Annotated in this window: 22 protein-coding genes, 2 tRNA genes and 1 riboswitch; of the genes, 9 read left to right on the top strand and 15 right to left on the bottom strand. The window is 68.3% G+C overall.

The window, feature by feature from the left end; genetic code table 11:
• Nucleotides 1-13 precede the first annotated feature (13 nt).
• The 7 genes from HUJ41_RS00120 to pknB all read left to right on the top strand — a co-directional run bounded on the left by HUJ41_RS00120 (nucleotide 14) and on the right by pknB (nucleotide 8,807).
• Nucleotides 14-721 (top strand): FHA domain-containing protein, encoded by a 708-nt coding sequence (locus HUJ41_RS00120; RefSeq protein ID WP_179872847.1) that lies wholly within the window; start codon nucleotides 14-16, stop codon nucleotides 719-721.
• Nucleotides 718-1,221 carry an FHA domain-containing protein FhaB/FipA gene (locus HUJ41_RS00115; RefSeq protein ID WP_179872846.1) on the top strand — a complete coding sequence of 168 codons (504 nt, stop codon included), beginning with the start codon at nucleotides 718-720 and terminating at the stop codon, nucleotides 1,219-1,221. The genes HUJ41_RS00120 and HUJ41_RS00115 overlap by 4 nt, the downstream gene beginning before the upstream one ends.
• 5 nt (nucleotides 1,222-1,226) lie before the next feature.
• Nucleotides 1,227-2,468, top strand: coding sequence for a Stp1/IreP family PP2C-type Ser/Thr phosphatase (locus HUJ41_RS00110; protein WP_179872845.1), 1,242 nt, complete (start codon nucleotides 1,227-1,229; stop codon nucleotides 2,466-2,468).
• Complete coding sequence (locus tag HUJ41_RS00105) at nucleotides 2,455-3,882, top strand: FtsW/RodA/SpoVE family cell cycle protein (RefSeq protein WP_431356472.1); 1,428 nt, start codon at nucleotides 2,455-2,457, stop codon at nucleotides 3,880-3,882. The genes HUJ41_RS00110 and HUJ41_RS00105 overlap by 14 nt, the downstream gene beginning before the upstream one ends.
• Nucleotides 3,882-5,336 (top strand): peptidoglycan D,D-transpeptidase FtsI family protein, encoded by a 1,455-nt coding sequence (locus HUJ41_RS00100; RefSeq protein WP_179872844.1) that lies wholly within the window; start codon nucleotides 3,882-3,884, stop codon nucleotides 5,334-5,336. The genes HUJ41_RS00105 and HUJ41_RS00100 overlap by 1 nt, the downstream gene beginning before the upstream one ends.
• Nucleotides 5,333-7,000 (top strand): serine/threonine-protein kinase, encoded by a 1,668-nt coding sequence (locus HUJ41_RS00095; RefSeq protein ID WP_179872843.1) that lies wholly within the window; start codon nucleotides 5,333-5,335, stop codon nucleotides 6,998-7,000. The genes HUJ41_RS00100 and HUJ41_RS00095 overlap by 4 nt, the downstream gene beginning before the upstream one ends.
• Nucleotides 7,001-7,088: 88 nt before the next feature.
• Entirely contained in the window at nucleotides 7,089-8,807 is a 1,719-nt protein-coding gene (gene pknB, locus HUJ41_RS00090) for a Stk1 family PASTA domain-containing Ser/Thr kinase (protein ID WP_179873795.1), read from the top strand.
• Nucleotides 8,808-8,833: 26 nt separating this feature from the next.
• Here the strand turns inward: pknB and HUJ41_RS00085 are convergent, their stop codons facing one another.
• Genes HUJ41_RS00085 through HUJ41_RS00075 form a run of 3 tightly spaced genes read right to left on the bottom strand, consistent with a single transcriptional unit; the run spans nucleotide 8,834 to nucleotide 10,435 of the window.
• The gene (locus tag HUJ41_RS00085; protein ID WP_179872842.1) at nucleotides 8,834-9,544 is read right to left on the bottom strand and encodes an anthranilate synthase component II; all 711 of its coding nucleotides are present in this window, start codon (nucleotides 9,542-9,544) and stop codon (nucleotides 8,834-8,836) included.
• Nucleotides 9,478-9,642 carry a hypothetical protein gene (locus tag HUJ41_RS00080; protein ID WP_179872841.1) on the bottom strand — a complete coding sequence of 55 codons (165 nt, stop codon included), beginning with the start codon at nucleotides 9,640-9,642 and terminating at the stop codon, nucleotides 9,478-9,480. The genes HUJ41_RS00085 and HUJ41_RS00080 overlap by 67 nt, the downstream gene beginning before the upstream one ends.
• A 16-nt stretch (nucleotides 9,643-9,658) precedes the next feature.
• A complete protein-coding gene (locus HUJ41_RS00075; RefSeq protein WP_246299255.1) occupies nucleotides 9,659-10,435 on the bottom strand; it encodes a class E sortase in 777 nt (258 codons plus the stop codon).
• Nucleotides 10,436-10,488: 53 nt separating this feature from the next.
• Between HUJ41_RS00075 and HUJ41_RS00070 the strand changes: the two genes are divergently transcribed.
• Nucleotides 10,489-10,725: a cell division protein CrgA gene (locus HUJ41_RS00070; protein ID WP_179872840.1), complete on the top strand. Its 237-nt coding sequence runs from the start codon at nucleotides 10,489-10,491 to the stop codon at nucleotides 10,723-10,725.
• Nucleotides 10,726-10,837: 112 nt separating this feature from the next.
• On the opposite strand, the gene HUJ41_RS00065 is transcribed toward HUJ41_RS00070, so the two are convergent.
• Nucleotides 10,838-11,671, bottom strand: a complete 834-nt coding sequence (locus tag HUJ41_RS00065; protein ID WP_179872839.1) for a rhomboid family intramembrane serine protease — start codon at nucleotides 11,669-11,671, stop codon at nucleotides 10,838-10,840.
• Entirely contained in the window at nucleotides 11,668-12,210 is a 543-nt protein-coding gene (locus tag HUJ41_RS00060; protein WP_179872838.1) for a peptidylprolyl isomerase, read from the bottom strand. Before HUJ41_RS00060 ends, HUJ41_RS00065 begins: the two co-directional genes overlap by 4 nt.
• Before the next feature lie 127 nt (nucleotides 12,211-12,337).
• Here HUJ41_RS00060 and HUJ41_RS00055 point away from each other — a divergent pair, with 127 nt between their 5' ends.
• Nucleotides 12,338-12,916 carry a type 1 glutamine amidotransferase family protein gene (locus HUJ41_RS00055; RefSeq protein WP_179872837.1) on the top strand — a complete coding sequence of 193 codons (579 nt, stop codon included), beginning with the start codon at nucleotides 12,338-12,340 and terminating at the stop codon, nucleotides 12,914-12,916.
• 105 nt (nucleotides 12,917-13,021) lie between these two features.
• On the opposite strand, the gene HUJ41_RS00050 is transcribed toward HUJ41_RS00055, so the two are convergent.
• From HUJ41_RS00050 to dnaA, 10 genes are all read right to left on the bottom strand, one after another.
• A complete protein-coding gene (locus tag HUJ41_RS00050; protein WP_179872836.1) occupies nucleotides 13,022-13,348 on the bottom strand; it encodes a DMT family transporter in 327 nt (108 codons plus the stop codon).
• Nucleotides 13,349-13,360: 12 nt separating this feature from the next.
• Nucleotides 13,361-13,424, bottom strand: a riboswitch (guanidine-III (ykkC-III) riboswitch).
• Nucleotides 13,425-13,601: 177 nt separating this feature from the next.
• A tRNA-Ala gene (locus tag HUJ41_RS00045) sits at nucleotides 13,602-13,674 on the bottom strand.
• 148 nt (nucleotides 13,675-13,822) lie between these two features.
• Nucleotides 13,823-13,896, bottom strand: a tRNA-Ile gene (locus HUJ41_RS00040).
• Between the two features lie 76 nt (nucleotides 13,897-13,972).
• On the bottom strand, nucleotides 13,973-14,380 hold the full coding sequence (locus tag HUJ41_RS00035; protein ID WP_179872835.1) for a DUF3566 domain-containing protein: 408 nt from the start codon (nucleotides 14,378-14,380) through the stop codon (nucleotides 13,973-13,975).
• Nucleotides 14,377-16,977, bottom strand: coding sequence for a DNA gyrase subunit A (gene gyrA / locus HUJ41_RS00030; protein WP_179872834.1), 2,601 nt, complete (start codon nucleotides 16,975-16,977; stop codon nucleotides 14,377-14,379). Before gyrA ends, HUJ41_RS00035 begins: the two co-directional genes overlap by 4 nt.
• A 69-nt stretch (nucleotides 16,978-17,046) precedes the next feature.
• Nucleotides 17,047-19,041 carry a DNA topoisomerase (ATP-hydrolyzing) subunit B gene (gene gyrB / locus HUJ41_RS00025; RefSeq protein WP_179872833.1) on the bottom strand — a complete coding sequence of 665 codons (1,995 nt, stop codon included), beginning with the start codon at nucleotides 19,039-19,041 and terminating at the stop codon, nucleotides 17,047-17,049.
• A gap of 161 nt (nucleotides 19,042-19,202) precedes the next feature.
• Nucleotides 19,203-19,712 (bottom strand): DciA family protein, encoded by a 510-nt coding sequence (locus HUJ41_RS00020; RefSeq protein WP_179872832.1) that lies wholly within the window; start codon nucleotides 19,710-19,712, stop codon nucleotides 19,203-19,205.
• On the bottom strand, nucleotides 19,705-20,919 hold the full coding sequence (gene recF, locus HUJ41_RS00015) for a DNA replication/repair protein RecF (RefSeq protein WP_179872831.1): 1,215 nt from the start codon (nucleotides 20,917-20,919) through the stop codon (nucleotides 19,705-19,707). The genes HUJ41_RS00020 and recF overlap by 8 nt, the downstream gene beginning before the upstream one ends.
• A 5-nt stretch (nucleotides 20,920-20,924) precedes the next feature.
• Nucleotides 20,925-22,067: a DNA polymerase III subunit beta gene (gene dnaN / locus HUJ41_RS00010; RefSeq protein ID WP_179872830.1), complete on the bottom strand. Its 1,143-nt coding sequence runs from the start codon at nucleotides 22,065-22,067 to the stop codon at nucleotides 20,925-20,927.
• Nucleotides 22,068-22,476: 409 nt separating this feature from the next.
• On the bottom strand, nucleotides 22,477-23,889 hold the full coding sequence (dnaA, locus tag HUJ41_RS00005; RefSeq protein ID WP_179872829.1) for a chromosomal replication initiator protein DnaA: 1,413 nt from the start codon (nucleotides 23,887-23,889) through the stop codon (nucleotides 22,477-22,479).
• Nucleotides 23,890-24,042: the final 153 nt, after the last annotated feature.

Below are 24,042 nucleotides of genomic sequence, written 5' to 3'. Positions count from 1 at the left end.
GAAGGAGGCGGCGATGGGGCTTCTCGACAGCTTCGAGCGCGGTCTCGAGCGGGTCGTGGGCGGGGCGTTCGCCAAGACTTTCAAGAGCGGCGTTCAACCGCTCGAGGTGGCCGCGGCCCTGCGCCGCGAGCTCGACACCAAGGCGGCGGTCGTCTCGCGCGAGCGGATTCTCGTGCCGAACATCCTCACCGTTCGCCTCTCCCCCGCCGACCACGCGCGCATGGCGTCCCTCGGCGAGGCCCTCAACGACGAGCTCACGCAACTGCTGCAGCAGCACGCGACCGCCCAGAGCTACACCTTCCCCGGCGGCATCAGCATCACGCTCACCGTCGACAACGGTCTCGCGGAGGGCGTCGTCGTCGTCGACTCCGAGTCGGTCAAGAACAAGGTCGTGTGGTCTCCCGTCGTCGAGATCGACGGCGAGCGCCACCGCCTCACCCACTCGCGCACGGTCATCGGCCGCGGCAGCGAGGCCGACATCACGATCGCCGACACGGGCACGAGCCGCACCCACATCGAGATCCTCTGGGATGGCGAGCGGGCCCAGCTCACCGACCTCGGCAGCACCAACGGCACGCAGCTCAACGGTGCGCCGGTGTCGCGTGCTGTGCTGCCTCCCGATAGCGTGATCGAGATCGGCCGCACGCGGATCGTCTTCCGCGTGCTGGCGCAGACCGGTCGCGGCGCCGGCCCGACCCCACCCCGAGGAGGCCAGCGATGAGTGAACTGACGCTCCTGGTACTCCGCATCGGCTTCCTGCTCCTCCTGTGGGCGTTCGTGTTCGCGATCGTCTACGCGCTCCGCTCCGACCTGTTCGGGCAGAAGGTGCGTCGGGTCGCACCCCCCGCGGCGCCGGCCGCGCCTCGCGAGACCGACCTCTTCCCACCGACGCCTCCCACGCCGACGCCCCAGCCGAAGACCGACGACCCGCCCGCGAAGCGCCTCGTCATCACCTCCGGCAGCAAGGAGGGGCTCGAGATCGAGCTCACCGGCGAGCAGCTCACGATCGGCCGCTCCTCCGACTCCGCCCTCGTCGTCCGCGACGACTACACCTCGACCCACCACGCGCGCCTCATGCTGTGGGACGGCCAGTGGATGGTGCAGGATCTCGACTCGACCAACGGAACCTTCCTCGCTGGCAACCGCGTGAGCGTCCCCACGCCCGTACCGCTCAACACGCCCGTGAGCGTCGGCACGACGACCTTCGAGTTGCGGCGGTAGCCCCCGTGACGACGCTCTCCTGGGCGGGATCCCACGTCGGTCGCATCCGCGCCAACAATCAGGATTCCGGCTACGCCGGCGCCCACCTCTTCGTCGTGGCGGACGGCATGGGCGGCCACGCGGGAGGGGATGTCGCGAGCGCGCTCGCGATCCAGTCCATCGCCCACATCGACCGCGAGTTCGAGAGCCCCGAGGAGGCTGAGGAGGCGCTCGCCTCCGCGCTCCTGGAGGCCAACAAGGAACTCGCCGAGACGGTGTTCGAGCACCCCGAGCTGACCGGTATGGGTACGACCGTCAGCGGATTCGTGCGCGTCGGCGACCAGCTCGCGATCGCCCACATCGGCGACAGCCGCATCTACCGATGGCGCGACCACGAGTTGACGCAGATCACGAAGGACCACACCTTCGTGCAGCGCCTCGTCGACAGCGGGCGCATCACCGAGGAGGAGGCGGCGACGCACCCTCGGCGCTCGGTGCTCATGCGCGTGCTCGGCGATGTCGACATCACGCCCGAGATCGACACGATGGTCGTCGACACGCAACCCGGCGACCGCTGGCTGCTGTGCTCCGACGGCCTCACCGGTTACGTGCCCGAGTCGGAGATCGCGAGCGTGCTCTCGCGTCAGCCGGATGCCGCGGAGGCCGGCCAGCAGCTCATCGAGGCGACACTCGAGAACGGCGCCCCCGACAACGTCACGATCGTCATCGTCGGCGTGGACGCCGACCGACCGAGCGGGGTGCCGCAGCCGAGCCTCGTCGGAGCCGCCGGCGCGCCGCTGAGCTACTCGCCGGTCGCCGCCAAGCGCTCGCTGCGCATCCCGGCCATGCTGCTGCACCCCATTCGCGCCGCGATCACCGACCCGGAGGACGAGCACTTCGAGCCCGAGTCGGAGGAGTTCCTGCGCGAGCTCATCGCCGAGGACCGGCGGCGGCGCATCCGCCGCCGCATCACGTGGTCGGTCGGCATCGTGCTCGTGGTCGGCATCATCGTCGCCGCCCTCACCGCCGGCTACCAGTGGACTCAGACGCGGTACTTCGTCGGCACCGCCGACGGCAACGTGGCGATCTACCAGGGCGTGCAGCAGGATCTCGGGCCCTTCCCCCTCTCGAGCGTCGTCGTGGAGACGCCCATCGCGGTCGACGACCTGCCCGACTTCACGCGGCGCAGCGTCGAGGCCACGATCAACGCCGACAGCCTGAGCGACGCCTACCGCATCGTCGAGAGGCTCAGTGATGTCCTCGACTGAGCCGACCATGCCGCTGACTGGCCCCGTGGTGGACGCGGATGCTCCCCTCGCGCCCGCGACGCAATCCATCAGGATTCGACTGCGAACGCCCTCGCCGCTGCGCAACCTCGAGTTCTGGCTCGTCCTCATCGCGATCGCGATCACGGGCGCGGCCGTCACCCTCGTGCAGCTCGGCGCCCTCGGCGCGCTCGATCCGCAAGTGCTGCTGTACAGCGCGGGGCTCGGCGTGCTCGGCCTCGGCGTGCACGTCGTTCTGCGCATCGTCGCACGCGATGCCGACCCCTTCGTCCTCCCGATCAGCATGACCCTCAACGGGCTCGGCGTCGCCATGATCTACCGCCTCGATATCGCCGAGGGCTTCGCGGGCTGGGAGAGCGCGGGCATCCGCCAGATGGTGTGGACCGCGATCGCCATGGTCGCCGCGATCGGCGTGCTCGTGCTCGTGCGCAATCACCGCGTCCTCGCGCGCTACCGCTACGTCGCGATGGTCGTCGGCATCGGCCTCCTGCTGCTGCCCCTCCTGCCGGGCATCGGCCAGACGATCAACGGTGCGCGGCTGTGGATTCAGCTCGGGCCGTTCTCCTTCCAGCCCGGTGAGATCGGCAAGATCGCTCTCGCGGTGTTCTTCGCGGGGTACCTCGTGACGGCGCGCGAGTCGCTCTCGATCGTCGGGCGACGCGTGCTGGGCATCCAGTTGCCCCGGGGTCGCGATCTGGGCCCGATCCTCATCATCTGGATCGCCGCGATGGGCGTGCTCGTGTTCCAGCGCGACCTCGGCACCTCCCTCCTCTACTTCGGCCTGTTCCTGGTCATGATCTACGTCGCGACCGGCCGCCTGAGCTGGGTGCTGCTCGGCCTCACCCTGTTCGTGGGCGGTGCCCTCCTCGCCAGCCGGGTGCTCGGCTACGTCGGCGGCCGCTTCGACGCGTGGCTCGACTCGTTCAACCCCGAGGTCTACGAGGCGGTCGGCGGCAGCTATCAGCTCGTGCAGGGCATGTTCGGGCTCGCCAACGGCGGGCTCATCGGCACGGGCCTCGGCCAGGGGCGGCCCGACATCGTGCCGCTCGCCGAGAGCGACTACATCATCGCGAGCCTCGGCGAAGAGCTCGGGCTCGTGGGCCTGTTCGGCATCCTCGCGCTCTACCTCCTCCTCGTCGCCCGCGGGTTCCGCATCGGCTTCAACGGCAGCGACGACTTCGGACGCCTGCTCGCTGTGGGCCTCTCCTTCGTGATCGCCCTGCAGGTGTTCGTCGTCATCGGCGGCGTCACGCGCGTCATCCCCCTCACCGGCCTCACGACCCCGTTCCTCGCGGCCGGCGGCTCCTCGCTCGTCGCCAACTGGATCATCATCGCCCTCCTTCTGAGGCTGAGCGACAGCGTGCGCCACCAGCCGCGACTGGTGGTGGAGGACTGATGAACAAGGAGCTGCGCCGAGTGAGTGTCGCGACCCTCGCGATGTTCCTCGCCCTGTTCGTGTCGACGAGCGTCATCCAGGTGTTCGCCGTCGACGACCTGCAGGCGGATGACCGCAACGTGCGCACCCTGTACGCGAGCTACTCGGCCGAGCGCGGGCCCATCCTCGTCGGCAACTCGCCGATCGCCGAGTCGGTGCGGGTGGACGACGAGTACGAGTTCCTGCGCACCTACCCCGAGCCTTTCCCCTACGCCCACGTGACGGGCTACTTCACGCTCAACCAGGGCGTCACGGGCGTCGAGTCCGCCTTCAACGACTTCCTCACCGGCACGGCCAACGAGCAGTTCCTCGACCAGCTCAGCGCGATCGTCACCGGCCAGAGCCCCCGAGGGGCCGCGGTCGAGCTCACCGTCGACCCGGTCGTGCAGCAGGCCGCGTACGAGGCGATGGGCGATCTGACCGGTTCGATCGTCGCGATCGAGCCGGCGACCGGGCGCATCCTCGCGCTCGTGTCGACGCCGAGCTACGACCCGAACCGGCTCTCCTCGCACAGCACCTCCGAGGTGCTCGAGGTCTACGACGAGCTTCTCGCGGCCGATGGTGACCCGCTCATCAATCGCGCGATCAGCGGCGACCTCTACGCGCCAGGCTCGGTCTTCAAGCTCGTCGTCACAGCAGCGGCCCTCGACAGCGGCGCCTTCGACGCCGACGACGAGTTCCCGAACCCTGCCAGTCTCACGCTGCCCCTGAGTTCGTCGATCGTGACGAACTCGAACAACAGCACGTGCGGCTCCGGCGACACCGCGACACTCGAGACGGCGCTGCGGCTCAGCTGCAACATCCCGTTCGCGGAGCTCGGCCGCGAGTTGGGCGAGCAGACGCTCGCCGACTACACGACCGCGTTCGGGTTCGGCACCGCGCACGAGATTCCGCTCACGGCGACCCCGAGCACCTTCCCCACGGGAATGGATGAGGCGCAGCTCATGCTCTCGTCGTTCGGGCAGTACGACGTGCGCGTGACTCCCCTGCAGGTGGCCATGGTGAGTGCCGCGATCGCGAACGGCGGCAACCTCATGCAGCCGACGCTGCTGGAGCGCATCGTCGCTCCCGACCTCGCGACGATCGAGGACCCCGAGCCCGTGCTGCTGAGCCAGCCGATCGCACGATCCACCGCCACGGAGCTCACGGCGCTCATGGTCGAGGGGGTCGCCAACGGGGCTGCGTCTAATGCCAGAATAGAAGGCGTCGACGTGGCGGGTAAGACCGGCACGGCCGAGAACGGCGCGACCGAGCCCTACACCCTGTGGTTCACCGGTTTCGCCCCCGCCGACAACCCGCAGGTCGCGATCGCTGTCGTGATCGAGGACGGCGGCGGGCAGGGGCAGTCCGCGTTCGGCAACCAGATCGCGGCTCCGATCGCGAAGAGAGTTCTTGAGGCGGTGCTGAGCAGATGAGGCCTACGAGCGGGCTCACCTTCGGTGGGCGCTACCAGTTGCTCTCCCGCATCGCGATCGGCGGCATGGGCGAGGTGTGGCAGGCGACCGACCTCGTGATCGGCCGCACCGTCGCGCTCAAGATCCTCAAGGACGAGTACATGGGCGACCCAGGGTTCCTCGAGCGCTTCCGCGCCGAGGCCCGCCACGCCGCGCTCGTCAACCACGAGGGCATCGCTAATGTCTACGACTACGGCGAGGAGGAGGGCAGCGCCTTCCTCGTCATGGAGCTCGTGCCCGGCGAGGCCCTGTCGACGATCCTGGAGCGCGAGCGGGTGCTGCCCGCCGACCAGGTGCTCGACATCATCGCCCAGACGGCGTCGGCTCTGCATGCGGCGCACCAGGCGGGGCTCGTGCACCGCGACATCAAGCCCGGCAATCTGCTCATCACCCCCGACCGACGGGTCAAGATCACCGACTTCGGCATCGCCCGCATCGCCGACCAGGTTCCGCTCACCGCCACCGGTCAGGTCATGGGCACCGTGCAGTACCTGTCGCCCGAGCAGGCGAGCGGGCACTCCGCCTCCCCCTCCACCGACGTCTACTCTCTCGGCATCGTGGCCTACGAGGCCCTCGCCGGTCGCCGGCCGTTCACCGGGGAGTCGCAAGTCGCGATCGCGATGGCCCAGATCAACGAGGCCCCTCCCGAGCTGCCGGTCACGGTCGCCGAGCCCGTGCGCAACCTGATCTTCGCGTCCATCGCCAAGAAGCCCTCCGATCGCCCCGCATCGGCGCAGGCCTTCGCCCGCGCCGCGCAGGCCCTGCGCCGTGGCGATGTCGGCGCAGCGGCCGCGATCGTACCCGCCATCACGGGCGGCGCGACCACCCAGGCGACGCAGGTTCTCGGGGCGGTCGGGTCGGAGGACGCCACGAGAGTGCTGCCGAGCATGGGCGGCGCGGCGGCGAGCACGACCGACACTCAGCCGGCCCCCACTCAGCGCAGCCCGTGGACGTGGCCCCTCGTCGCCCTCTCGAGCGTGCTGCTGCTCGCCCTCGTCGGCGTGCTCATCGCTGTCTTCGCCGAGCCGAACGAGCCCGCTCCCGTGCCGACCGAGACGACGAGCGTCGAGCCGACCGAGGTCGAGACCCCGTCTCCCACCCCGACGGTCGAGACCGTGCTCATCGTCGAGGAGGAGTGGGTGGACCTCACGCGCGCGCAGGTGCAGGAGAAGGCGGCGCGCCTCGACCTGCGCATCGAGGAGGTCGACGGCAACATCGCCCCGAGCCGGGAGCAGCAGGGGCTCTCCTACCGCACGACGCCGATCCGAGGCGAGGTGCAGACGGGCACGCTCCTCACCGTGTACTTCTACACGGACATCCCGACCCCTCCCGCACCGAGCAATCTCGCGATCGCACCGGGCGAGGGGCCGTACCCCGCGGGGAGCGACGTCACTCTCAGCTGGCCCGCGTACTCGGACTGCCCCGCCGGCTACAGCCTCGAGGCGTACAACGTCACGATCGTCGGCGGAACCCCCGCGCAGGGCAACCCGCTCCCCGCCTCCACCACGAGTCTCGTCGTGACCCTCGCCGACAGCGGCCAGTTGCGCGTGACCTACGTGGCGCAGTGCGGCTCGCTGCAGTCCGAGCGCTCCGCAGAGCTCGCCGTTCCCATCGCCGAGGAGTGAGAGCCCTCCACCCGATCACCGGGTGGTCGCGCACCGCGACCACCTACACTGTGATCGAGTCAGACGCAGCAGTGAGGATACGGTGACGATGGACGATGTCGCGCAGGGTTCGCGGGTTCTCGCGGGTCGCTACGAGCTGGGAGCCCTCATCGGCCGAGGCGGCATGTCCGACGTGCACGTGGCGACAGACGCCAAGCTCGGTCGACGCGTCGCCGTCAAGCTGCTGAAGTCCGCCCTCGCGAGCGACCCCGTCTTCCGCACGCGCTTCCGCCAGGAGGCTCAGGCCGCCGCGCGCATGGCGCACCCCACGATCGTGCGCGTCTTCGACGCGGGCGAGGAGGTCGTCACCGAGTCGGGCACCGGCGAGACGGTCGTTCCGTTCATCGTCATGGAGCACGTCGAGGGCCGCCTGCTGAAGGACATCATCGCCGACGGCCCGCTGCCGGTCGCCGAAGCCGCACGCATCATCGAGGGAGTGCTCACGGCGCTCGAGTACTCGCACCGCGCCGGCGTCGTGCACCGTGACATCAAGCCGGGCAACATCATGGTGACCCCCACCGGGCAGGTGAAGGTCATGGACTTCGGCATCGCTCGCGCGATCTCCGACTCGGCGGCGACAGTCGCGCAGACCAGCAGCATCCTGGGCACGGCGCAGTACTTCTCGCCCGAGCAGGCGCGCGGCGAGACCGTCGATGCCCGCACTGACCTGTACTCGACCGGTGTCGTGCTCTTCGAGATGCTGACGGGGCGTCCTCCCTTCCAAGGGGATTCTCCCGTCGCCGTCGCCTATCAGCACGTGAGCGAGCCGCCCGTCGCGCCGAGCACTCTCGCGCCGCAGGTGACTCCCGCGCTCGACGCCGTCGTCATGCATGCGCTCTCCAAAGACCGCTTCACGCGGTTCCAGTCAGCGGCCGAGTTCCGCACGGAGGTGGCGGCCGCTCTCGGCGGCAGCGCTCCCGTCATGCGACCGGAGAGCGGTCCCGACTTCAGCGCCACCCTGTTCGGCGTCAACCCGCAGGCTACGGCGAGCACCGAGTCGGCCATGCGGCAGCTGAGCGTCGACGACGAGGAGCGCCGCAGCCGCAGCCAGACACGACCCCCCGTCGCCTGGATCTGGTCGGGCATCGCCGTCATGATCGTCATCATCGCGGCCGTGCTCTACTGGGTCTTCAACCTCGAGCAGACGCCGCTCACGAACTCGGTCGCGATCGAGGTGCCCGAGCTCGTCGGCCAGCAGTACGAGGACGGCGCCCAGGAGCTCATCGACCTCGGCCTCGAGCCGGTGCCGTTCACCGAGTCGACCCCCGACATCCCTGAGGGTCAGATCCTCCGCACCGAGCCGCCGGCGGGCATCGCGGTGGGCCCTGGCCAGGACATCGAGGTGTACGTCTCCTCGGGTGCCCCGCTCGTCGACGTGCCGAGCCTCACCCTTCTCACGCTCGAGCAAGCGGAGGCCGAGCTGGAGGCGAGCGGTCTCGTCGTCGGTACCGTCGCGAGCGAGAACTCGCCGAACGTGAGGCCCGACGTCGTGATCCGCACCGACCCGGAGTTCGGAGCAGAGCTGCGGGAGGGCGACTCCGTCAACCTCGTGATCTCGAACGGCCTCGTGACCGTGCCGGACGTGCGCGGCGAGACGATCGGCGAGGCGACGTCGCAGATGAGCGCGCTGCAGTTGAGCGTGACGGTGCAGGGCGATGCCAGTTGCACGGGCCAAACGGTCACCGGCCAGTCGCTCGCGCCCGGCGATCATCCGCAGAACTCCGCGGTCACCCTGCGGTACTGCAACGGCTCCGCCGAAGACGACTAGGAGCGTCGGGGCGAGCGCGAGGCCGCTCAGTCCCCGAGAGTGGCTGAGCTCACGAGCGGCGTGAGGCCGCGCGCGGTCACGGCGGCCTCCACGAGTCCGGCTTCCGCGAGCCAGTTGCCGAGCATCCGATAGCCGCCCTCGGTGAGCACCGACTCGGGGTGGAACTGCACGCCGTGCACGCGTGCGGCGCGGTGTCGCACACCCATGATGACCCCGCCGGGGGTGCGCGCCGTGATGACGAGCGATTCGGGCACGGTTCCCTCGACGATCGCGAGGCTGTGATAGCGCGTCGCGCGGAACGACTGCGGCACACCCGCGAAGAAGGGGCTGTCATCGTGATCGATGAGCGACGTCTTGCCGTGCATGAGTTCCTCGGCGTGGGTCACGACCCCGCCCAGGGCTTCGGCGATGGCCTGGTGCCCGAGGCACACGCCCAGGAGCGGGATGTCCGAGGCGATCGCCGCATGGACTACCGGGATCGAGATGCCGGCCGAAGCGGGGTTGCCGGGTCCGGGTGAGAGCAGCACCGCGTCGTAGCCGCCGATCAGCTCGGCGACCTGATCGGCGTCGACCACATCGTTGCGCACGACCGTGGTGTGCGCACCGAGCTGCTGCAGATACCCATCGAGGGTGTAGACGAAGCTGTCGTAGTTGTCGATGACGAGAACCCTCACGACATCGACTCCACGACGGACTCCTGCTGAAGGAAGGTCTCCGCGATCCAGGGGAAGACCCATGTCACGAGAGCGATGAGGATGCTCGCCACGAGCACGAGCACGATGAGCACCCGCACGGCGAGCGGGCCAGGGAGTACCCGCCAGAGTGCTGCGTACATGAGGTTCCTCTCGTGCCTATCGGCTCGACGCTTCGACGAGTCCGGAGATCTCCGCGGGGGCGCCACCCGAGCGCGGGTGCCAGTCCTCGAGCACGGCGTAGGCGATCATGCGTTCCGCCGTCGAGAAGCGCGGGTTGCACGTGGTCAGGGTCAGGATGTGCTCCCCAGGCTCGACCTGCGGAGCCTGCGGCACGGGCAGCAGCACGTCGACGCCGCTCGGCCAGACGTACTCGAGCCCGCGGAAGCCGTACTGGTACCAGCCGTCGCGCGTCTCGACGTAGAGGTTGTCGCCGAGCTGCAGCTCGCCCACCTCGCTGAAGGCGCCGCCCCAGGTGTTGCGGTGGGCGGCGAGGGCCACGTTGCCGAGCTCGCCCGGCATCTGCGTCTCGGCGTAGTGCCCCACGCCGAGCGTGCGACTGTTGAGCACGGTCGCCGGGTCGACGCCTTCGCCGATGGCCCGCACGTAGTCGTCGCCGAAGCGCGGCACGATGAGCGCGCCCCAGCGCTCCCCCTCAGCACCCGCGACGGCGACGGGCGGGTCAAGCGGGGCGCCCGGCTCGGTCGTCTCCTCGGGCTCGGGCTCGGGCTGCGCGGCGAGGTCGTCCTCCCACTCCTGCTGCAGCTCGCGCTGCACGTCCACGGCGGCGCCCTGCTGCTCCGAGCCGGTCACGATGTCGTTGAGCCAGACGTACCAGCCGAGGAAGAGCATGACGAGCACTCCGGCGGTGATGAGGAGCTCGCCGAGGACGCCCGTGATGCTCACGGGCGTCGTCGACTTCTTGGTCCTGGCCACGCGCTCATTGTAGGCGGAGGTGCTGGGGTGGCGGGTCGGGCTAGAATCGCCCCATGGCCAGGACGACGAGCGACTCCGAGAACACGCCCACTCCGAGCAGCAAGGACACCCCGAACCCGGTGTGGTTCAAGCCGGTCATGTTCGGCTTCATGCTCGTGGGCCTTGTCTGGATTCTCGTCTACTACGTGAGCCAGAGCTCCTGGCCGGTGCCGAGCATCGGCCCGTGGAACATCATGGTGGGCTTCGGCATCATGTTCATCGGCTTCCTCATGACGACACGCTGGCGCTGATCGGGCCTTCTCCGACCCTGTCCCCCGAGCGGGGGTGGAACTACACGTCTGTGATTATCCCCAGTGTGGAATCAGGTGTGGATAACTTTCCCTCACGTCGCGAGCGGCCGCGTCAGACGAGGGTGAACCGTGCCGCTGTGGTGAGCACGAGGACCGCGCCGACGCCAGCGAGCAGCAGAGCCTGACGCCTCTGCTGATCAGCCCGTCTGGTGCGCAGCAGCACGAGCGCCGTCAGCGCCCCGACGACGAGACCGCCGACGTGGGCCTGCCACGAGACGCCCGGGATGACGAAGCCGAGCCCCAGGTTGATGACGATGAGGACGACGAGCTGGATGCTCCCCCCGCCCAGTCGACGCTGGATCACGAAGAAGGCGCCCAGCAGCCCGAAGATGCCGCCGGAGGCGCCGACCACGACCGAGTCGGGCGCGAGCCACAGCACGGCCACCGACCCGCCGAGGATGGAGAGGCCGTAGACCGCGAGGAACCGCGATCGTCCGATGAGGCGCTCCAGCAGGGAGCCCAGCACGAACAGCGAGTACATGTTCACGAGGATGTGGAAGACCGAGCGCTCGCTGTGCACGAGCGCGACGGTGAGCATTCGCCACGGCTCCTGCACGGTGAGAGGCGGGTAGTAGGCGAACGCCTGCGTCAGCAGCCCCTGGGTGAGCCACTGCAGCAGGAACGCGGCGATCGTGACGGTGATGATCGTGTAGGTCACGACGGGCACGCTGCTGCCGCGTCGGAAGGCGCGCGCGAGGCGCGAGGGACGACCCGGAGCCGTCGCGGCCGCGGCGGCACGGCACTCGGGGCAGTGGACGCCGACGGGAGCCGGCGTCTGGCACTCCGGGCAGATGGGTCGACCGCAGCGCTGGCAGCGGATCAGGCTGCGCCGCTCGGCGTGCCGATAGCAGACCGTCGCGCCGGTCGCGGCGCCCGGGTCGCTCACGCGGCCTGCGCCACCTCGATGCTCGAGATGACGACGTCCTCGAGGGGCTTGTCGCCAGCGCCGGTGGGCACGGCCTCGATGGCGTCGACGACCTTGCGCGAGGCGTCGTCGGCGACGGCACCGAAGATGGTGTGGTTGCCGTTGAGCCACGGAGTCGGCACCGTCGTGATGAAGAACTGCGAGCCATTGGTGCCGCGGCCGCCGCGCTTGCCGGCGTTCGCCATGGCGAGCAGGTAGGGCTCGGTGAACTGCAGCTCGGGGTGGATCTCGTCGTCGAACTCGTAGCCGGGGCCGCCGATGCCCTGGCCGAGCGGGTCGCCGCCCTGCAGCATGAAGTCGGTGATGATGCGGTGGAAGATCACGCCGTTGTAGAGCGGCTCGGTCGTCGCCTGGCCGGTCTGCGGATGGGTCCACTCCCGCGCACCCGTTGCGAGGCCGACGAAGTTGTCCACGGTCTTGGGCGCGTGGTTGCCGTAGAGGTTGACGACGATGTCGCCATGGTTGGTGTGGATGGTCGCGACAGCGGTGTGGATCGTCATGACACCTATTGTTCCACGCTCCACTCGGGGTGATTCCTGAGCATTCGGTCTGTGCCGTTGGGGAGCCTCCCGCATCAGTGCCAGGATGGACGGGTCACCGATCGCCACCTGCTGGAGGATGAGGACTATGGGACTGTCACGCAAGCGCCGTCGCGAGATCAAGAAGCTCCGCGGGTCAGCCTCGGATGTCTGGAGCGAGCAGCGCGAGGTTCTCGACCACGCCGCGAAGGTTCTGCGGGCCGCGAGCCGCGAGGCGGCGAACGTCGCCCGCGATGACGTCGCACCCCGTGTGAAGAGCGCCTACGAGAAGCGCGTCCAGCCGGGCATCGACGCCGGCGTCGGCTCGGTGCGGTCCGCCGCGAGTGCGACCCGCTCCACGTTCACCGACGACGTCCTTCCCGCCGTCTCCGGGGCCCTCGGGTCGGCGATCGCGGTTCTCGACATCGCGCGCAACAAGCAGCTTCGGGATGCTCTCAAGTCGGCTTCGGCGTCCGGGCGCGAGCTCGCGACCAGGGCCGGTCAGCGCGTCGGACTCATCGAGGTCAAGCCCAAGCCCGGCCCCGGCACCTACATCCTCATCGGGCTCGGCGTCGTCGCCGCGGCCGGCATCGCCTACGCGGCGTGGCAGACGCTGCGCGCCGACGACGACCTGTGGGTCGAGGCCGAGGACGACGATCTTCCGGTGGAGACCTCCGCCCAGTCCTGAGTCTTGCTGCACGACGAGCGGTGCCGCCCTTCGGGGCGGCACCGCTTCTGCGTTCCCTGAGCGCTGGGTTCCCCGTGCCCTGCGTGGGACGGCGCGGCCCCGGGCTCAGGCTTCGGCGTCGCTCACCAGTTTGAGCCCGACGACGCACGCGACGATGCCGAGCACGAGCAGGATCTTGACGACCGAGGCGGTCTCCGCTCCCGTGGGCATCGCCCAGAGGATCGTGAGACCGGCCCCGATGCCCACCCACACGGCGTAGGCCGTGCCCGTGGGTATCTCGCGCATCGCGTAGGCCAGCCCCGCCATGCTGAGGGCGAGGGCGACGCCGAACACGACGGTAGGCCCGACACGCGTGAAGCCTTTCGATGCGCCGAGGGCGGTCGCCCACACGGCTTCGAGCATCCCCGATGCCACCAGAATGATCCACGACATGACGCAGCCTCCTCGACCCGTCTTGTCGCTGTCCGGGTACGGGATGCCTCGTCCGGGAGCCCCTCTCGGGCTCGCGCCCCATGCTCGCACGCCTCCGTGAGCACCCCCTGCGCACCGCAAGGCATGCGGTCGCGCGTCGAGCTTGAGCGCGCTGTGCCACAGCGTGGTGAGCTGCACCGTGAAGCGAGGCGCTCGCACGCGCCTCGCGGAAGCGCGTCACGCCGCAGGAGCGGCGGCGTGACAGAAAATACCGTGGAGCCTAGGAGAATCGAACTCCTGACCTCCTGCTTGCAAAGCAGGCGCTCTACCAATTGAGCTAAGGCCCCGAGGTCTTCAGTTTAGCGAACCCGGTGTGTCGAGTCCTGTCATGCGGAAGTCGCGTCCACGTCGGCCTGAAGCGCGAAGCGTCGTGACCACGCTCACGACGCGGAAGCGTCGTCACGCCGCAGGATCGGCGGCGTGACAGAAAATGCGTGGGGATACGAGGACTTGAACCTCGGACCTCTTCGTTATCAGCGAAGCGCTCTAACCGCCTGAGCTATATCCCCGTGAGACCGGATACGACTGTACAGCACCCGGTCACCCTCCCCCAATTCGCGCCGAGGCGATGCGGGGAGGGCTCGTTCAGTTGTTGGTGAATCCGACGAGGAGGCCGCCGGTGAGCTTCACGCTGAGGTTGTAGATGAGCGCGCTCACGGCTCCGAGCACGGTGCCGCCGACGGCGTTCAGGACGGCGACGATGCTCGCGAAGAACATGACCTGCCCGAGCGAGAGGATCTCGGCGAGACTCAGAGCGTCTTCCCCGAGGATCTCAGCGAAGAGCGCGTCGACGTCGTTGATGATGCCGAGCGAGGAGAGCACGACCCAGATCATGAGGGTCGTGATGAGGAGCGCGATCGACAGGCAGATGGCGACGAGGAAGGAGAGCTTCACCGCCGACCAGAAGTCGATGTAGACGAGCTTGAGGCGCACCTGCTTGACGGGGGCGCTGCGCTGCGACTTGCGCTGCAGCTTCTCGGCGACTGTACTCACGAGCTGTGGTCCTTCCCGGCCTCGGTCGCGGTCGCGGCCGGAGCGGCATTGTCAGTATCGGCTTCCGTCGCCGTGTCGGCATCGGGATCCACGAGATGGCGCTCGCTGTTGCGAGCGATGGCGATGATGCGGTCGTCGTCGTCCGGCCGAGCGAACACGACTCCCATGGTGTCGCGCCCCTTGGCAGGCACCTCAGCCACGGCAGAGCGTACCACCTTGCCGTTTTGGAGAACCACGAGCACTTCGTCGTCTTCGGAGACGATGAGTGCGCCGGCGAGGGCTCCGCGGTCGTCGTTGAGCTTGGCGACCTTGATGCCGAGCCCGCCACGCTGCTGGATGCGGTACTGGTCGACGGCGGTGCGCTTGGCGTACCCGCCACCGGTGACGACGAAGACGTAGCCGCGGTCGCCCACGACGGCGGCCGCGAGCAGTTCGTCGCCTGGACGGAACTTCATTCCGGTGACGCCTGAGGTGGAGCGCCCCATGGGCCGCAGCGCGCTGTCGTCGCCGGTGAACCGGAGCGACATGCCCAGTCGTGAGACGAGGAGGATGTCGTCGGACTCGTCGGCGAGCATGGCTGACACGAGCTCGTCGCCCTCGCGCAGGTTGACGGCGATGATGCCGCCCGTGCGGTTGGTGTCGTACTCGGTGAGCGCTGTCTTCTTGACGAGCCCCTTGCGCGTTGCGAGCACGAGGTGCTGGGCGACCGAGTAGTCGCGGATGTCGAGGATCTGGGCGATCTGCTCGTCCGGCTGCAGGGCGAGCAGGTTGGCGACGTGCTGACCCTTGGCGTCCCGGCTGCCCTCCTGGATCTCGTACGTCTTGAGCCGGTAGACGCGCCCCGTGGTCGTGAAGAACAGCAGCCAGTGGTGCGTGGTCGTGACGAAGAAGTGCTCGACGACGTCGTCGGCGCGAAGCTGCGCTCCGCGCACTCCCTTGCCGCCGCGGTGCTGGGGTCGGTAGTTGTCGCTGCGGGTGCGCTTGATGTAGCCGCCGCGCGTGACGGTCACGACCATCTCCTCGACGGGGATGAGGTCTTCCACGCTCATGTCGCCGTCGAACCCGAACATGATCTCGGTGCGGCGATCATCACCGTACTTGTCGACGATCTCGGTGAGCTCCTCGCCGACGATCGTGCGCTGCCGCTCGGGGCTCGCGAGGATGCTCTGGTAGTCGGCGATGAGCCGCTCGAGCTCCTCCGCCTGCTCCTGGATCTTCTGCCGCTCGAGCGCGGCGAGGCGGCGCAGCTGCAGGTTGAGGATGGCGGTGGCCTGCAGCTCGTCGACGCTGAGGAGCTGCATGAGCCCGTCGCGCGCCTCCTCGGTGGTCTGCGAGCGTCGGATGAGAGCGATGACCTCGTCGAGAGCATCCAGTGCTTTGAGGTACCCGCGCAGGATGTGGGCGTCCGCCTCCGCCTTCGCGAGGCGGAACGCGGTGCGCCGCACGATGACCTCGATCTGGTGGGTCACCCAGTGGCGGATGAACCCGTCGATCGGCAGGGTGCGCGGCACACCGTCGACGATCGCGAGCATGTTGGCGCCGAAGTTGTCCTGCAGCTGAGTGTGCTTGTAGAGGTTGTTGAGCACGACCTTCGCCACGGCGTCGCGCTTGAGAACGATGACGAGGCGCTGGCCGGTGCGGCCTGAGGACTCGTCGCGGATGTCGGCGATGCCGGCGAGCTTGCCCTCCTTGACGAGGTCGGCGACCTTGATCGCGAGGTTGTCGGGGTTGACCTGGTACGGCAGCTCGGTGATGACGAGGCACGTGCGCCCCTGGATCTCCTCGACCGTGACGACGGCGCGCATCGTGATGGAGCCGCGACCCGTGCGGTAGGCGTCCTGAATGCCCTTGACTCCGAGGATCTGCGCGCCGGTCGGGAAGTCGGGGCCCTTGACGCGCTGCAGGATCGCCTCGAGCAGCTCTTCGCGGTCGGCCTCCGGGTTCTCGAGGTGCCACAGCGCCGCCGAGGCGACTTCGCGCAGGTTGTGGGGTGGGATGTTGGTGGCCATGCCCACCGCGATGCCGACGGACCCGTTGACGAGCAGGTTGGGGAACCGCGAGGGCAGGATGCTCGGCTCGCGCGTGCGGCCGTCGTAGTTGTCCTGGAAGTCGACGGTGTCTTCCTCGATGTCCCGCACCATCTCCATGGCGAGCGGGGCCATCTTGGTCTCGGTGTACCGCGGGGCGGCGGCGCCGTCGTTGCCCGGCGAGCCGAAGTTGCCCTGCCCGGCGGCGAGCGGGTAGCGCATCGACCACGGCTGGACGAGGCGCACGAGCGCGTCGTAGATCGCCGAGTCGCCGTGCGGGTGGAACTGGCCCATGACGTCGCCGACGACGCGCGAGCACTTCGAGAAGGCCTTGTCGGGCCGGTAGCCTCCGTCGAACATGGCGTAGAGCACGCGACGGTGAACGGGCTTGAGGCCGTCGCGCACGTCGGGCAGCGCACGCCCGACGATGACGCTCATCGCGTAGTCGAGGTACGAGCGCTGCATCTCGAGCTGCAGGTCGACCTGGTTGACCCGACCGCCGGGGCCGTAGTCGATGGGTTCGGTCGCCTCAGCGTCGATCGGCCCGGTGCCGGTGCTGTCGTCTGCCATGGTGCTGCTGCCTTCGGTGGTGGTGGAGTGGGGGTGCCCGTTCGCGCTGGTCGATCACGCGCGGCGCGGTCAGATGTCCAAGAACCGCACGTCCTTCGCGTTCTGCTGGATGAAGGTGCGGCGAGACTCGACGTCCTCGCCCATGAGGGTGGAGAACACGGCGTCGGCCATGGCCGCGTCGTCGAGCGTGACCTGCAGGAGGGTGCGGCTGACGGGGTTCATGGTGGTGTCCCACAGCTCCTGGTGGTTCATCTCGCCGAGGCCCTTGTAGCGCTGCACCCCGTTGTCCTTCGGGATGCGCTTGCCGCTCGCCAGCCCTGATTCCATGAGAACGTCGCGCTCACGGTCGCTGAACACGTACTCGTGATCGGCGTTGGTCCATTTGAGGCGGTACAGGGGTGGTTGCGCGAGGTACACGTAGCCGAGGTCGATGAGCGGCCTCATGTAGCGGAAGAGCAGCGTCAGGAGGAGCGTCGTGATGTGCTGGCCGTCGACGTCGGCATCGGCCATGAGCACGATCTTGTGGTACCGCACCTTGTCGGGGTCGAAGTCTTCGCCGATGCCCGCGCCGAAGGCGGTGATCATGGCCTGCACCTCGGCGTTGCCGAGCGCGCGATCGAGGCGCGCCTTCTCGACGTTGAGGATCTTGCCGCGCAGCGGCAGGATCGCCTGCGTCTCGGGGTTGCGCCCCTGCACGGCCGAGCCGCCGGCGGAGTCGCCCTCGACGATGAAGATCTCGCTGAGCGAGGGGTCTTTCGACTGGCAGTCCTTGAGCTTGCCGGGCATGCCGCCCGACTCGAGCAGGCCCTTGCGTCGAGTCTGCTCGCGCGCCTTGCGCGCCGCGAGCCGCGCGGCCGCGGCCTGCATGGCCTTGCGGATGACGTCCTTGCCCTGCACGGGGTTGCGCTCGAACCAGTCGGAGAGGTGCTCGCCCGTGACCTTCTGCACGAACGACTTCGCCTCGGTGTTGCCGAGCTTGGTCTTCGTCTGGCCCTCGAACTGCGGCTCGCCGAGCTTGATCGAGATGACGGCGGTGAGGCCTTCGCGCACATCGTCGCCTGAGAGGTTCTCGTCCTTCTCCTTGAGGATGCCCTTCTCCCGCGCATAGCGGTTGACGAGGGTGGTGAGTGCAGCGCGGAAGCCCTCTTCGTGGGTGCCGCCCTCGTGCGTGTTGATGGTGTTCGCGTAGGTGTGGACCGACTCGCTGTAGCCGTTGGTCCACTGCATGGCAACCTCGAGCGCGATGCGGCGCTCGGTGTCCTCCGACTCGAAGGAGATGATCTCGGGGTGCACGACCTCGGTCTTCTTCGCCGAGTTGAGGAACTCGACGTAGTCCACGAGGCCCTGCTCGTAGTAGAACTCCTCGCGCAGGGGCTCGTCGCCCGCTTCCTTGGCGACGATCGTCTCGCCCTCGGTCGCGACGCGCTCGTCGGTGATGGTGATGCGGAGACCCTTGTTGAGGAAGGCCATCTGCTGGAAGCGCGTGCGCAGGGTGTCCCAGTCGAACTGCACGGTCTCGAAGATCTCGTCGTTCGGCCAGAACGTGATGGTCGTGCCGGTCTCGGTCGTCGCCTCGCCCTGCGCGAGCGGGGCATCCGGAACACCGTGCTGATAGCTCTGCCGCCAGATCGAGCCCTGGCGCCGCACTTCGACCTGGAGACGCGAGGAGAGCGCGTTGACGACGGAGCTGCCGACGCCGTGGAGGCCGCCCGAGACGGCGTAGCCGCTGCCGCCGAACTTGCCGCCCGCGTGGAGGATCGTCAGGACGACCTCGACGGTCGACCGCTTCTCGATCGGGTGCTCGTCGACGGGGATGCCGCGGCCGTTGTCGATGACCTGCACACCGCCGTTCTCGAGCAGCGTGATGTGAATCGTGTCGCAGTGGCCAGCGAGGGCCTCGTCGACGGAGTTGTCGACGATCTCGTACACGAGGTGGTGCAGACCGCGCGGGCCCGTGGACCCGATGTACATGCCCGGGCGCTTGCGTACCGCCTCGAGCCCCTCGAGTACCTGGATGTCGCCGGCGCCGTATCCGTTGTCCGAGTGCGAAGTCGAAGCTGTCATGTGCGTGTGGGTGCTCCCGCCGAGTCGATCGTGGTGGCCGATCACGGGCCCAAGAATTGGGTCCCCGACGACGTGTCCATCCTACCAAGAAACGCGTGCTCAGAGACGCCAGAAAGGCCCTCTGGGGAGATTTCGACGCTGTGGTGGAGTGATTCGCCTTCCTAGCCGTACGTGTCCCGTGGGCCACGACCGGGCACTGACCGTGGGCCGCGCTTCCAGCTGGGCGCGCCCGGCCCCAGAATCCGCACGCTCGCGACGCCTGCGTCGGGGAACGTGCGCACGATCGAGGTCAGGATATCGCCCTGCATCATGCGCAGTTGGGTCGCCCACGCGGTCGAATCGCACTGGATGCTCAGCACACCCTCCTCGATGCCCACGGGCTGCGACCGCGCCGCGACGTCCTCTCCCACGATGCTCGACCATGCGGAGAGCAGCTCGCCGCGAGCGAGGGGGGAGGTCCACCCCATCACGCGCGTGAGCGAGTCGATGACGTCGTCGAGGCCGGCGGGGTCGCGCCCCGCCCCGAACGGTGACGACGCACCGCGCGTGCGCGCCCCCGCCGCGCGCTTGCGAGCATCCGACGAGCGCATCGACGGGTCGCCGAAGACGCGCCGCATGCGCCGGTAGACGGCACTGGCCTCGGATTCAGGAGGCGAGGAGTCGTCACTCATGGCGCGCCCCGGATACCGGGCCCTCCTGCGGGGCCGCCTCGGTGTCGGGCTCCACGATCGCGCCGGCCGCGATGCGGACCGTGGTGGCGCGCAGCCGCTCCGGCACATCGCGGCCGACGGCGGCGGTGATGAGCACTTGCTCGTAGTCGACGATCGCGTCGGCGAGACGCTCGCGGCGCCCTTCATCGAGCTCGGCGAAGACATCGTCGAGCACGAGCACGGGGTCACCCGCGACGGCGTCGACACGCAGCACCTCAGCCGACGCGAGCTTGAGGGCGAGCGCGAACGACCAGCTCTCCCCGTGACTCGCGTAGCCGCGCGCGGGCAGACCGTTGAGATCGAGCACGAGGTCGTCGCGGTGCGGCCCGACGAGCGTCACGGCGCGGTCGAGTTCGTCGCGACGCCGAGCCGCGAGACGGTCGCGGAAGGCGGCGGCCACGATCGCCGGGTTTCCCCCGGCCCCGGCCGCATCGACGGTGAGGGCCGCGGCGGCCTCGAGCGGAGCATCCGCATCGATGCTGCGCTGGATGCTCACACCGGTGTCGTGCTCATCGCCGGCGACCGCCCGATATGCCTGCGAGATTCGCGGCCGCAGCTGCTCGACCAACTCGTGCCGCGCGACCATGAGCTCGGTGCCGAGCTCCACGAGACGGTCGTCCCACACATCGAGCGTTGTGAGCGAATCGGCGGGCAGTCGCGAGGCTCGAGCCGATTTCAGGAGGGAGTTGCGCTGCCGCACGACTCTCTCGTAGTCGGAGATGACACCCGCGAAGCGCGGCGAGCGCTGCACGACGAGCGCGTCGAGGTAGGCGCGGCGACCGGACGGCTCACCGCGCACGAGCGAGAGATCCTCGGGGGCGAAGAGCACGCTCGCGAAGTACCTCGGCAGCTCTCTCGTGCGAATCGCGCCCCGGTTCACCTGGGCCCTGTTGGCTCCCGCGCGGTTGAGCTGCAGCTCGATCACGAGCGCACGCTCCTCGTGCTGCACCCGCATGCGCACGATCGCCGACTCCTGTCCTGCCCGCACGAGAGCCTGATCGGTCGACACCCGGTGAGAGGAGACGGTGCTCAGATAGCCGATGGCCTCGACAAGGTTCGTCTTGCCCTGCCCGTTGCGGCCCACGAACAGCGTCGTGCCTGGGGAGAGCTCGACGTCGGCCCGCGCGTAGTTGCGGAAGTCGACGAGCGTGAGGTGCGTGACGTGCACGCGACTCAGCGCAGAAGCAGGTTCGGCTGCAGGAGGTAGCGGTAGTTGTCCGACCCGGGCTGATCCTTCGACGACTGGCTCGTGATGAGAACCGGGCCTGGCTTGTTGGGGTTGTCGGTCTTCGTGAACGACAGGCGCACGAACTCGCTGTGCACCGCGGCCAGCCCATCGATGAGGAACTGCGGCTTGAGGGAGACGGTGGTCTCGCCGCCCGTTACGTGCGCGTCGATGGTCTCGGAAGCCTGAGCGTTCTCCGAGCCGATGGCCTCCAGGGTCAGTCCGTCATCGCTGAATGAGTACCGCAGCGCGGCGTCGCGCTCGAGCACGAGGGCGACGCGGCGTGTGGCTTCGACGAGCTCCGCGGTGTTCATGACGGCGTAGTTCTCGACCGTCTCGGGGAAGAGTCGCTTGACGGGCGGGAAGTTGCCCTTGATGAGGAGCGAGGTGACCGTCTTCTTGTCGGCGGAGAAGGCGATGAGCTCGCGGTCTCCGCCCGTGACGATCGTGACCGTCACGGCCGAGCTGTGGGCGAAGATCTTGCCGATCTCCGAGAGCGTGCGCGAGGGTACGAGAGCGGTGACGCCGACCTCGACGGCAGTCGACTCCCAGTCGATCTCGCGCACGGCGACCCGGTAGCGATCGGTGGCGACGAGGGAGAGCCGGTTCTCGACGATCTCCAGCTGGACTCCGGTGATGACGGGGGTGACGTCATCCCGCGAGGCGGCGACGGCGACCTGACCGACGGCATCGGAGAAGTCCTCTCCGGGCAGCATGCCGCTCGGTCCGTCGACGCTGGGCAGGCTCGGGTACTCCTCGACCGGCATGCTCGAGAGCGTGAAGCGCGCCGAACCGCACGTGACCGCGATCTTGGACTCGGTGGTGACGAACTCCACGGGCGCGGCGGGAAGGCGCGAGGCGATGTCGGCGAGCAGCCGGCCCGACACCAGAACCGTGCCCTCCTCGGTGACGTCGGCGGAGATCGTCGTCTGCGCCGAGACCTCGTAGTCGAACGACGAGAGGGTGACGGTGCCGTTCTCGGCCCGCACGAGAACACCACTGAGGATCGGAAGCGTGGTGCGCTGGGGAAGGAGCTTGACGGCGAACGACACGGCGTCGCTCAGAACGTCGCGATTGACCTGGAACTTCACGCGGCTGCCTCTCGGTCGTCCCTCACCGGAATCCCGGGCCTCCCATACTGGCACAGCAGGTGTGTCGTTCGGCGGGCGGGCAAAAGTTATCCATCGTCATGTCATCAGAGAGAAACAAGAACAACAGTGTTAACCGCTGTGCACAGTGTGGATAACCCTGCGGAGTCCGCGGGGGCTGGCTGAACCACATGTGTGTAACTTGTGGAGGAGTGGTGGGAACGGGACCGGGAATCCGTGCACTCGGCCGGGTGACGCAGGGCGTGACCCCACAGGCTGGAGCTGTCATTCAACAATCGCTCCCCATTCACGACGGAGTTATCCACAGGCTGTCCCCAGTGTGCGAAAAGTCGCTCGAGTGCCCTGGCGGCGCCACGGAACGTCACCACGCAGCGGTGGGTGCGACTCGCGCTCAGCTGTAGCGGTTGTTCTGCTTGATGCGGCTCGTGAGCTCGGTGACCTGGTTGTAGATCGACCGGCGCTCCTTCATGAGCTCGCTGATCTTCTTGTTCGCGTACATGACCGTGGTGTGGTCGCGGTTGCCGAACAGCTGCCCGATCTTCGGGAGGGAGAGGTTGGTGAGCTCGCGGCACAGATACATCGCGATCTGACGCGCGGTCGCGACGGCCTGCGAGCGGGACGACCCGTAGAGGTCGTCGACCGTGAGCTTGAAGTAGGCAGCCGTGTGATTGATGATGTCGACCGGTGCGATGACGTTGTCCTCGTCGAGCGTGATCAGATCCTTGAGAACGGTCTGCACGAGCTGCAGGTCGACGGGCGTGCGGTTGAGGTTGGCGAACGCCGTGACGCGGATGAGGGTGCCCTCGAGCTCGCGGATGTTGCTCGACACCTTCGAGGCCATGTACTCGAGCACGTCGTCGCGAACCTGGAGGCGGTCGTTCTGCGCCTTCTTGCGCAGGATTGCGATGCGGGTCTCGAGGTCGGGCGCCTGCACGTCGGTGATGAGACCCCACTCGAACCGACTGCGCATGCGGTCCTCGAACCCGGTGAGGTGCTTGGGCGGAAGGTCGCTCGTGATGACGACCTGCTTGTTGTGGTCGTGCAGCGTGTTGAACGTGTGGAAGAACGCCTCCTGCGTCGAGTCCTTGCCCTGCAGGAACTGGATGTCGTCGATGAGGAGGATGTCGATCTCGCGGTAGCGCGACTGGAACACGCTGGCCCGGTTGTTCGCGATCGAGTTGATGAAGTCGTTCGTGAACTCCTCGCTCGAGACGTAGCGCACGCGGATGCCCGGGTAGAGGCTCTCGGCGTAGTGCCCGATCGCGTGGAGGAGGTGGGTCTTGCCGAGCCCGGACTCCCCGTAGACGAAGAGCGGGTTGTAGGCCTTCGCGGGCGCTTCGGCCACGGCGACGGCCGCGGCGTGGGCGAAGCGGTTGGAGCCGCCGATGACGAAGTTGTCGAAGCTGTACTTGGGGTTGAGCCTGCTGTCACCGCGGCGCCCGCCCGAATCGCTCGGCGGCGGGGTGGTCGACTGCTCGATGTAGGGGGCCGAGGAGTCGGTCGTCTCGAGGGACGCCTCGAGGCCCTCGTTCTGGATCTCGGGGTTCACGACGATCGCGAAGCTCGAGACGTTGTCGCCGGCGACGGTCGTGAGGGCGGTGAGGAGGGGCAACCGGATGCGCTGCTCGAGCATGCCGCGCGTGAGCTCGTTCGGCACTTCCAGGTAGAGCGTGCCCGCCATGATGCCGCGCGGTTCGACGAGGTTGATGAAGCCGTGCAGCTGGGGCGTGATGCGCTCATCCGTCGTGAGCGCGGTGCGCACCGAGTTCCACAGCTCCTGTGGTGACTCGGTGTCGTCCGCCATGACGGATGTCCTCATCTCTGCTCGTGAAGGGGTCTCTGGTGGGGGCTGGCCGGCGGGAGGCGTGCAGCAGTGGGCTGCGCGTGCGAGTCGCGGACCGTCTGCCTACTGTAGTTCGACCGGGCATGTCGTGACCAACGTTCAGCGTGATCATGG

The sequence above is a fragment of the Microcella indica genome, from assembly GCF_013414345.1.
Lineage (GTDB): Bacteria > Actinomycetota > Actinomycetes > Actinomycetales > Microbacteriaceae > Microcella > Microcella indica.
The sequence above is the reverse complement of the archived record's forward strand: the minus strand, read 5'-3'. Positions and strand labels throughout refer to the sequence as shown.

Excerpts from the sequence above, each read along its gene's own strand:
- HUJ41_RS00095 (WP_179872843.1), top strand. The coding sequence starts at position 5,333 with ATGAGGCCTACGAGCGGGCTCACCTTCGGTGGGCGCTACCAGTTGCTC.
- HUJ41_RS00020 (WP_179872832.1), bottom strand. The coding sequence starts at position 19,712 with ATGAGTGACGACTCCTCGCCTCCTGAATCCGAGGCCAGTGCCGTCTAC.
- HUJ41_RS00100 (WP_179872844.1), top strand. The coding sequence starts at position 3,882 with ATGAACAAGGAGCTGCGCCGAGTGAGTGTCGCGACCCTCGCGATGTTC.
- HUJ41_RS00070 (WP_179872840.1), top strand. The coding sequence starts at position 10,489 with ATGGCCAGGACGACGAGCGACTCCGAGAACACGCCCACTCCGAGCAGC.
- HUJ41_RS00105 (WP_431356472.1), top strand. The coding sequence starts at position 2,455 with ATGTCCTCGACTGAGCCGACCATGCCGCTGACTGGCCCCGTGGTGGAC.
- pknB (WP_179873795.1), top strand. The coding sequence starts at position 7,089 with ATGGACGATGTCGCGCAGGGTTCGCGGGTTCTCGCGGGTCGCTACGAG.
- HUJ41_RS00120 (WP_179872847.1), top strand. The coding sequence starts at position 14 with ATGGGGCTTCTCGACAGCTTCGAGCGCGGTCTCGAGCGGGTCGTGGGC.
- gyrB (WP_179872833.1), bottom strand. The coding sequence starts at position 19,041 with ATGACAGCTTCGACTTCGCACTCGGACAACGGATACGGCGCCGGCGAC.
- HUJ41_RS00055 (WP_179872837.1), top strand. The coding sequence starts at position 12,338 with ATGGGACTGTCACGCAAGCGCCGTCGCGAGATCAAGAAGCTCCGCGGG.
- HUJ41_RS00050 (WP_179872836.1), bottom strand. The coding sequence starts at position 13,348 with ATGTCGTGGATCATTCTGGTGGCATCGGGGATGCTCGAAGCCGTGTGG.
- dnaA (WP_179872829.1), bottom strand. The coding sequence starts at position 23,889 with ATGGCGGACGACACCGAGTCACCACAGGAGCTGTGGAACTCGGTGCGC.
- HUJ41_RS00115 (WP_179872846.1), top strand. The coding sequence starts at position 718 with ATGAGTGAACTGACGCTCCTGGTACTCCGCATCGGCTTCCTGCTCCTC.
- gyrA (WP_179872834.1), bottom strand. The coding sequence starts at position 16,977 with ATGGCAGACGACAGCACCGGCACCGGGCCGATCGACGCTGAGGCGACC.
- HUJ41_RS00060 (WP_179872838.1), bottom strand. The coding sequence starts at position 12,210 with ATGACGATCCACACCGCTGTCGCGACCATCCACACCAACCATGGCGAC.
- HUJ41_RS00080 (WP_179872841.1), bottom strand. The coding sequence starts at position 9,642 with ATGTACGCAGCACTCTGGCGGGTACTCCCTGGCCCGCTCGCCGTGCGG.
- HUJ41_RS00085 (WP_179872842.1), bottom strand. The coding sequence starts at position 9,544 with ATGGGTCTTCCCCTGGATCGCGGAGACCTTCCTTCAGCAGGAGTCCGT.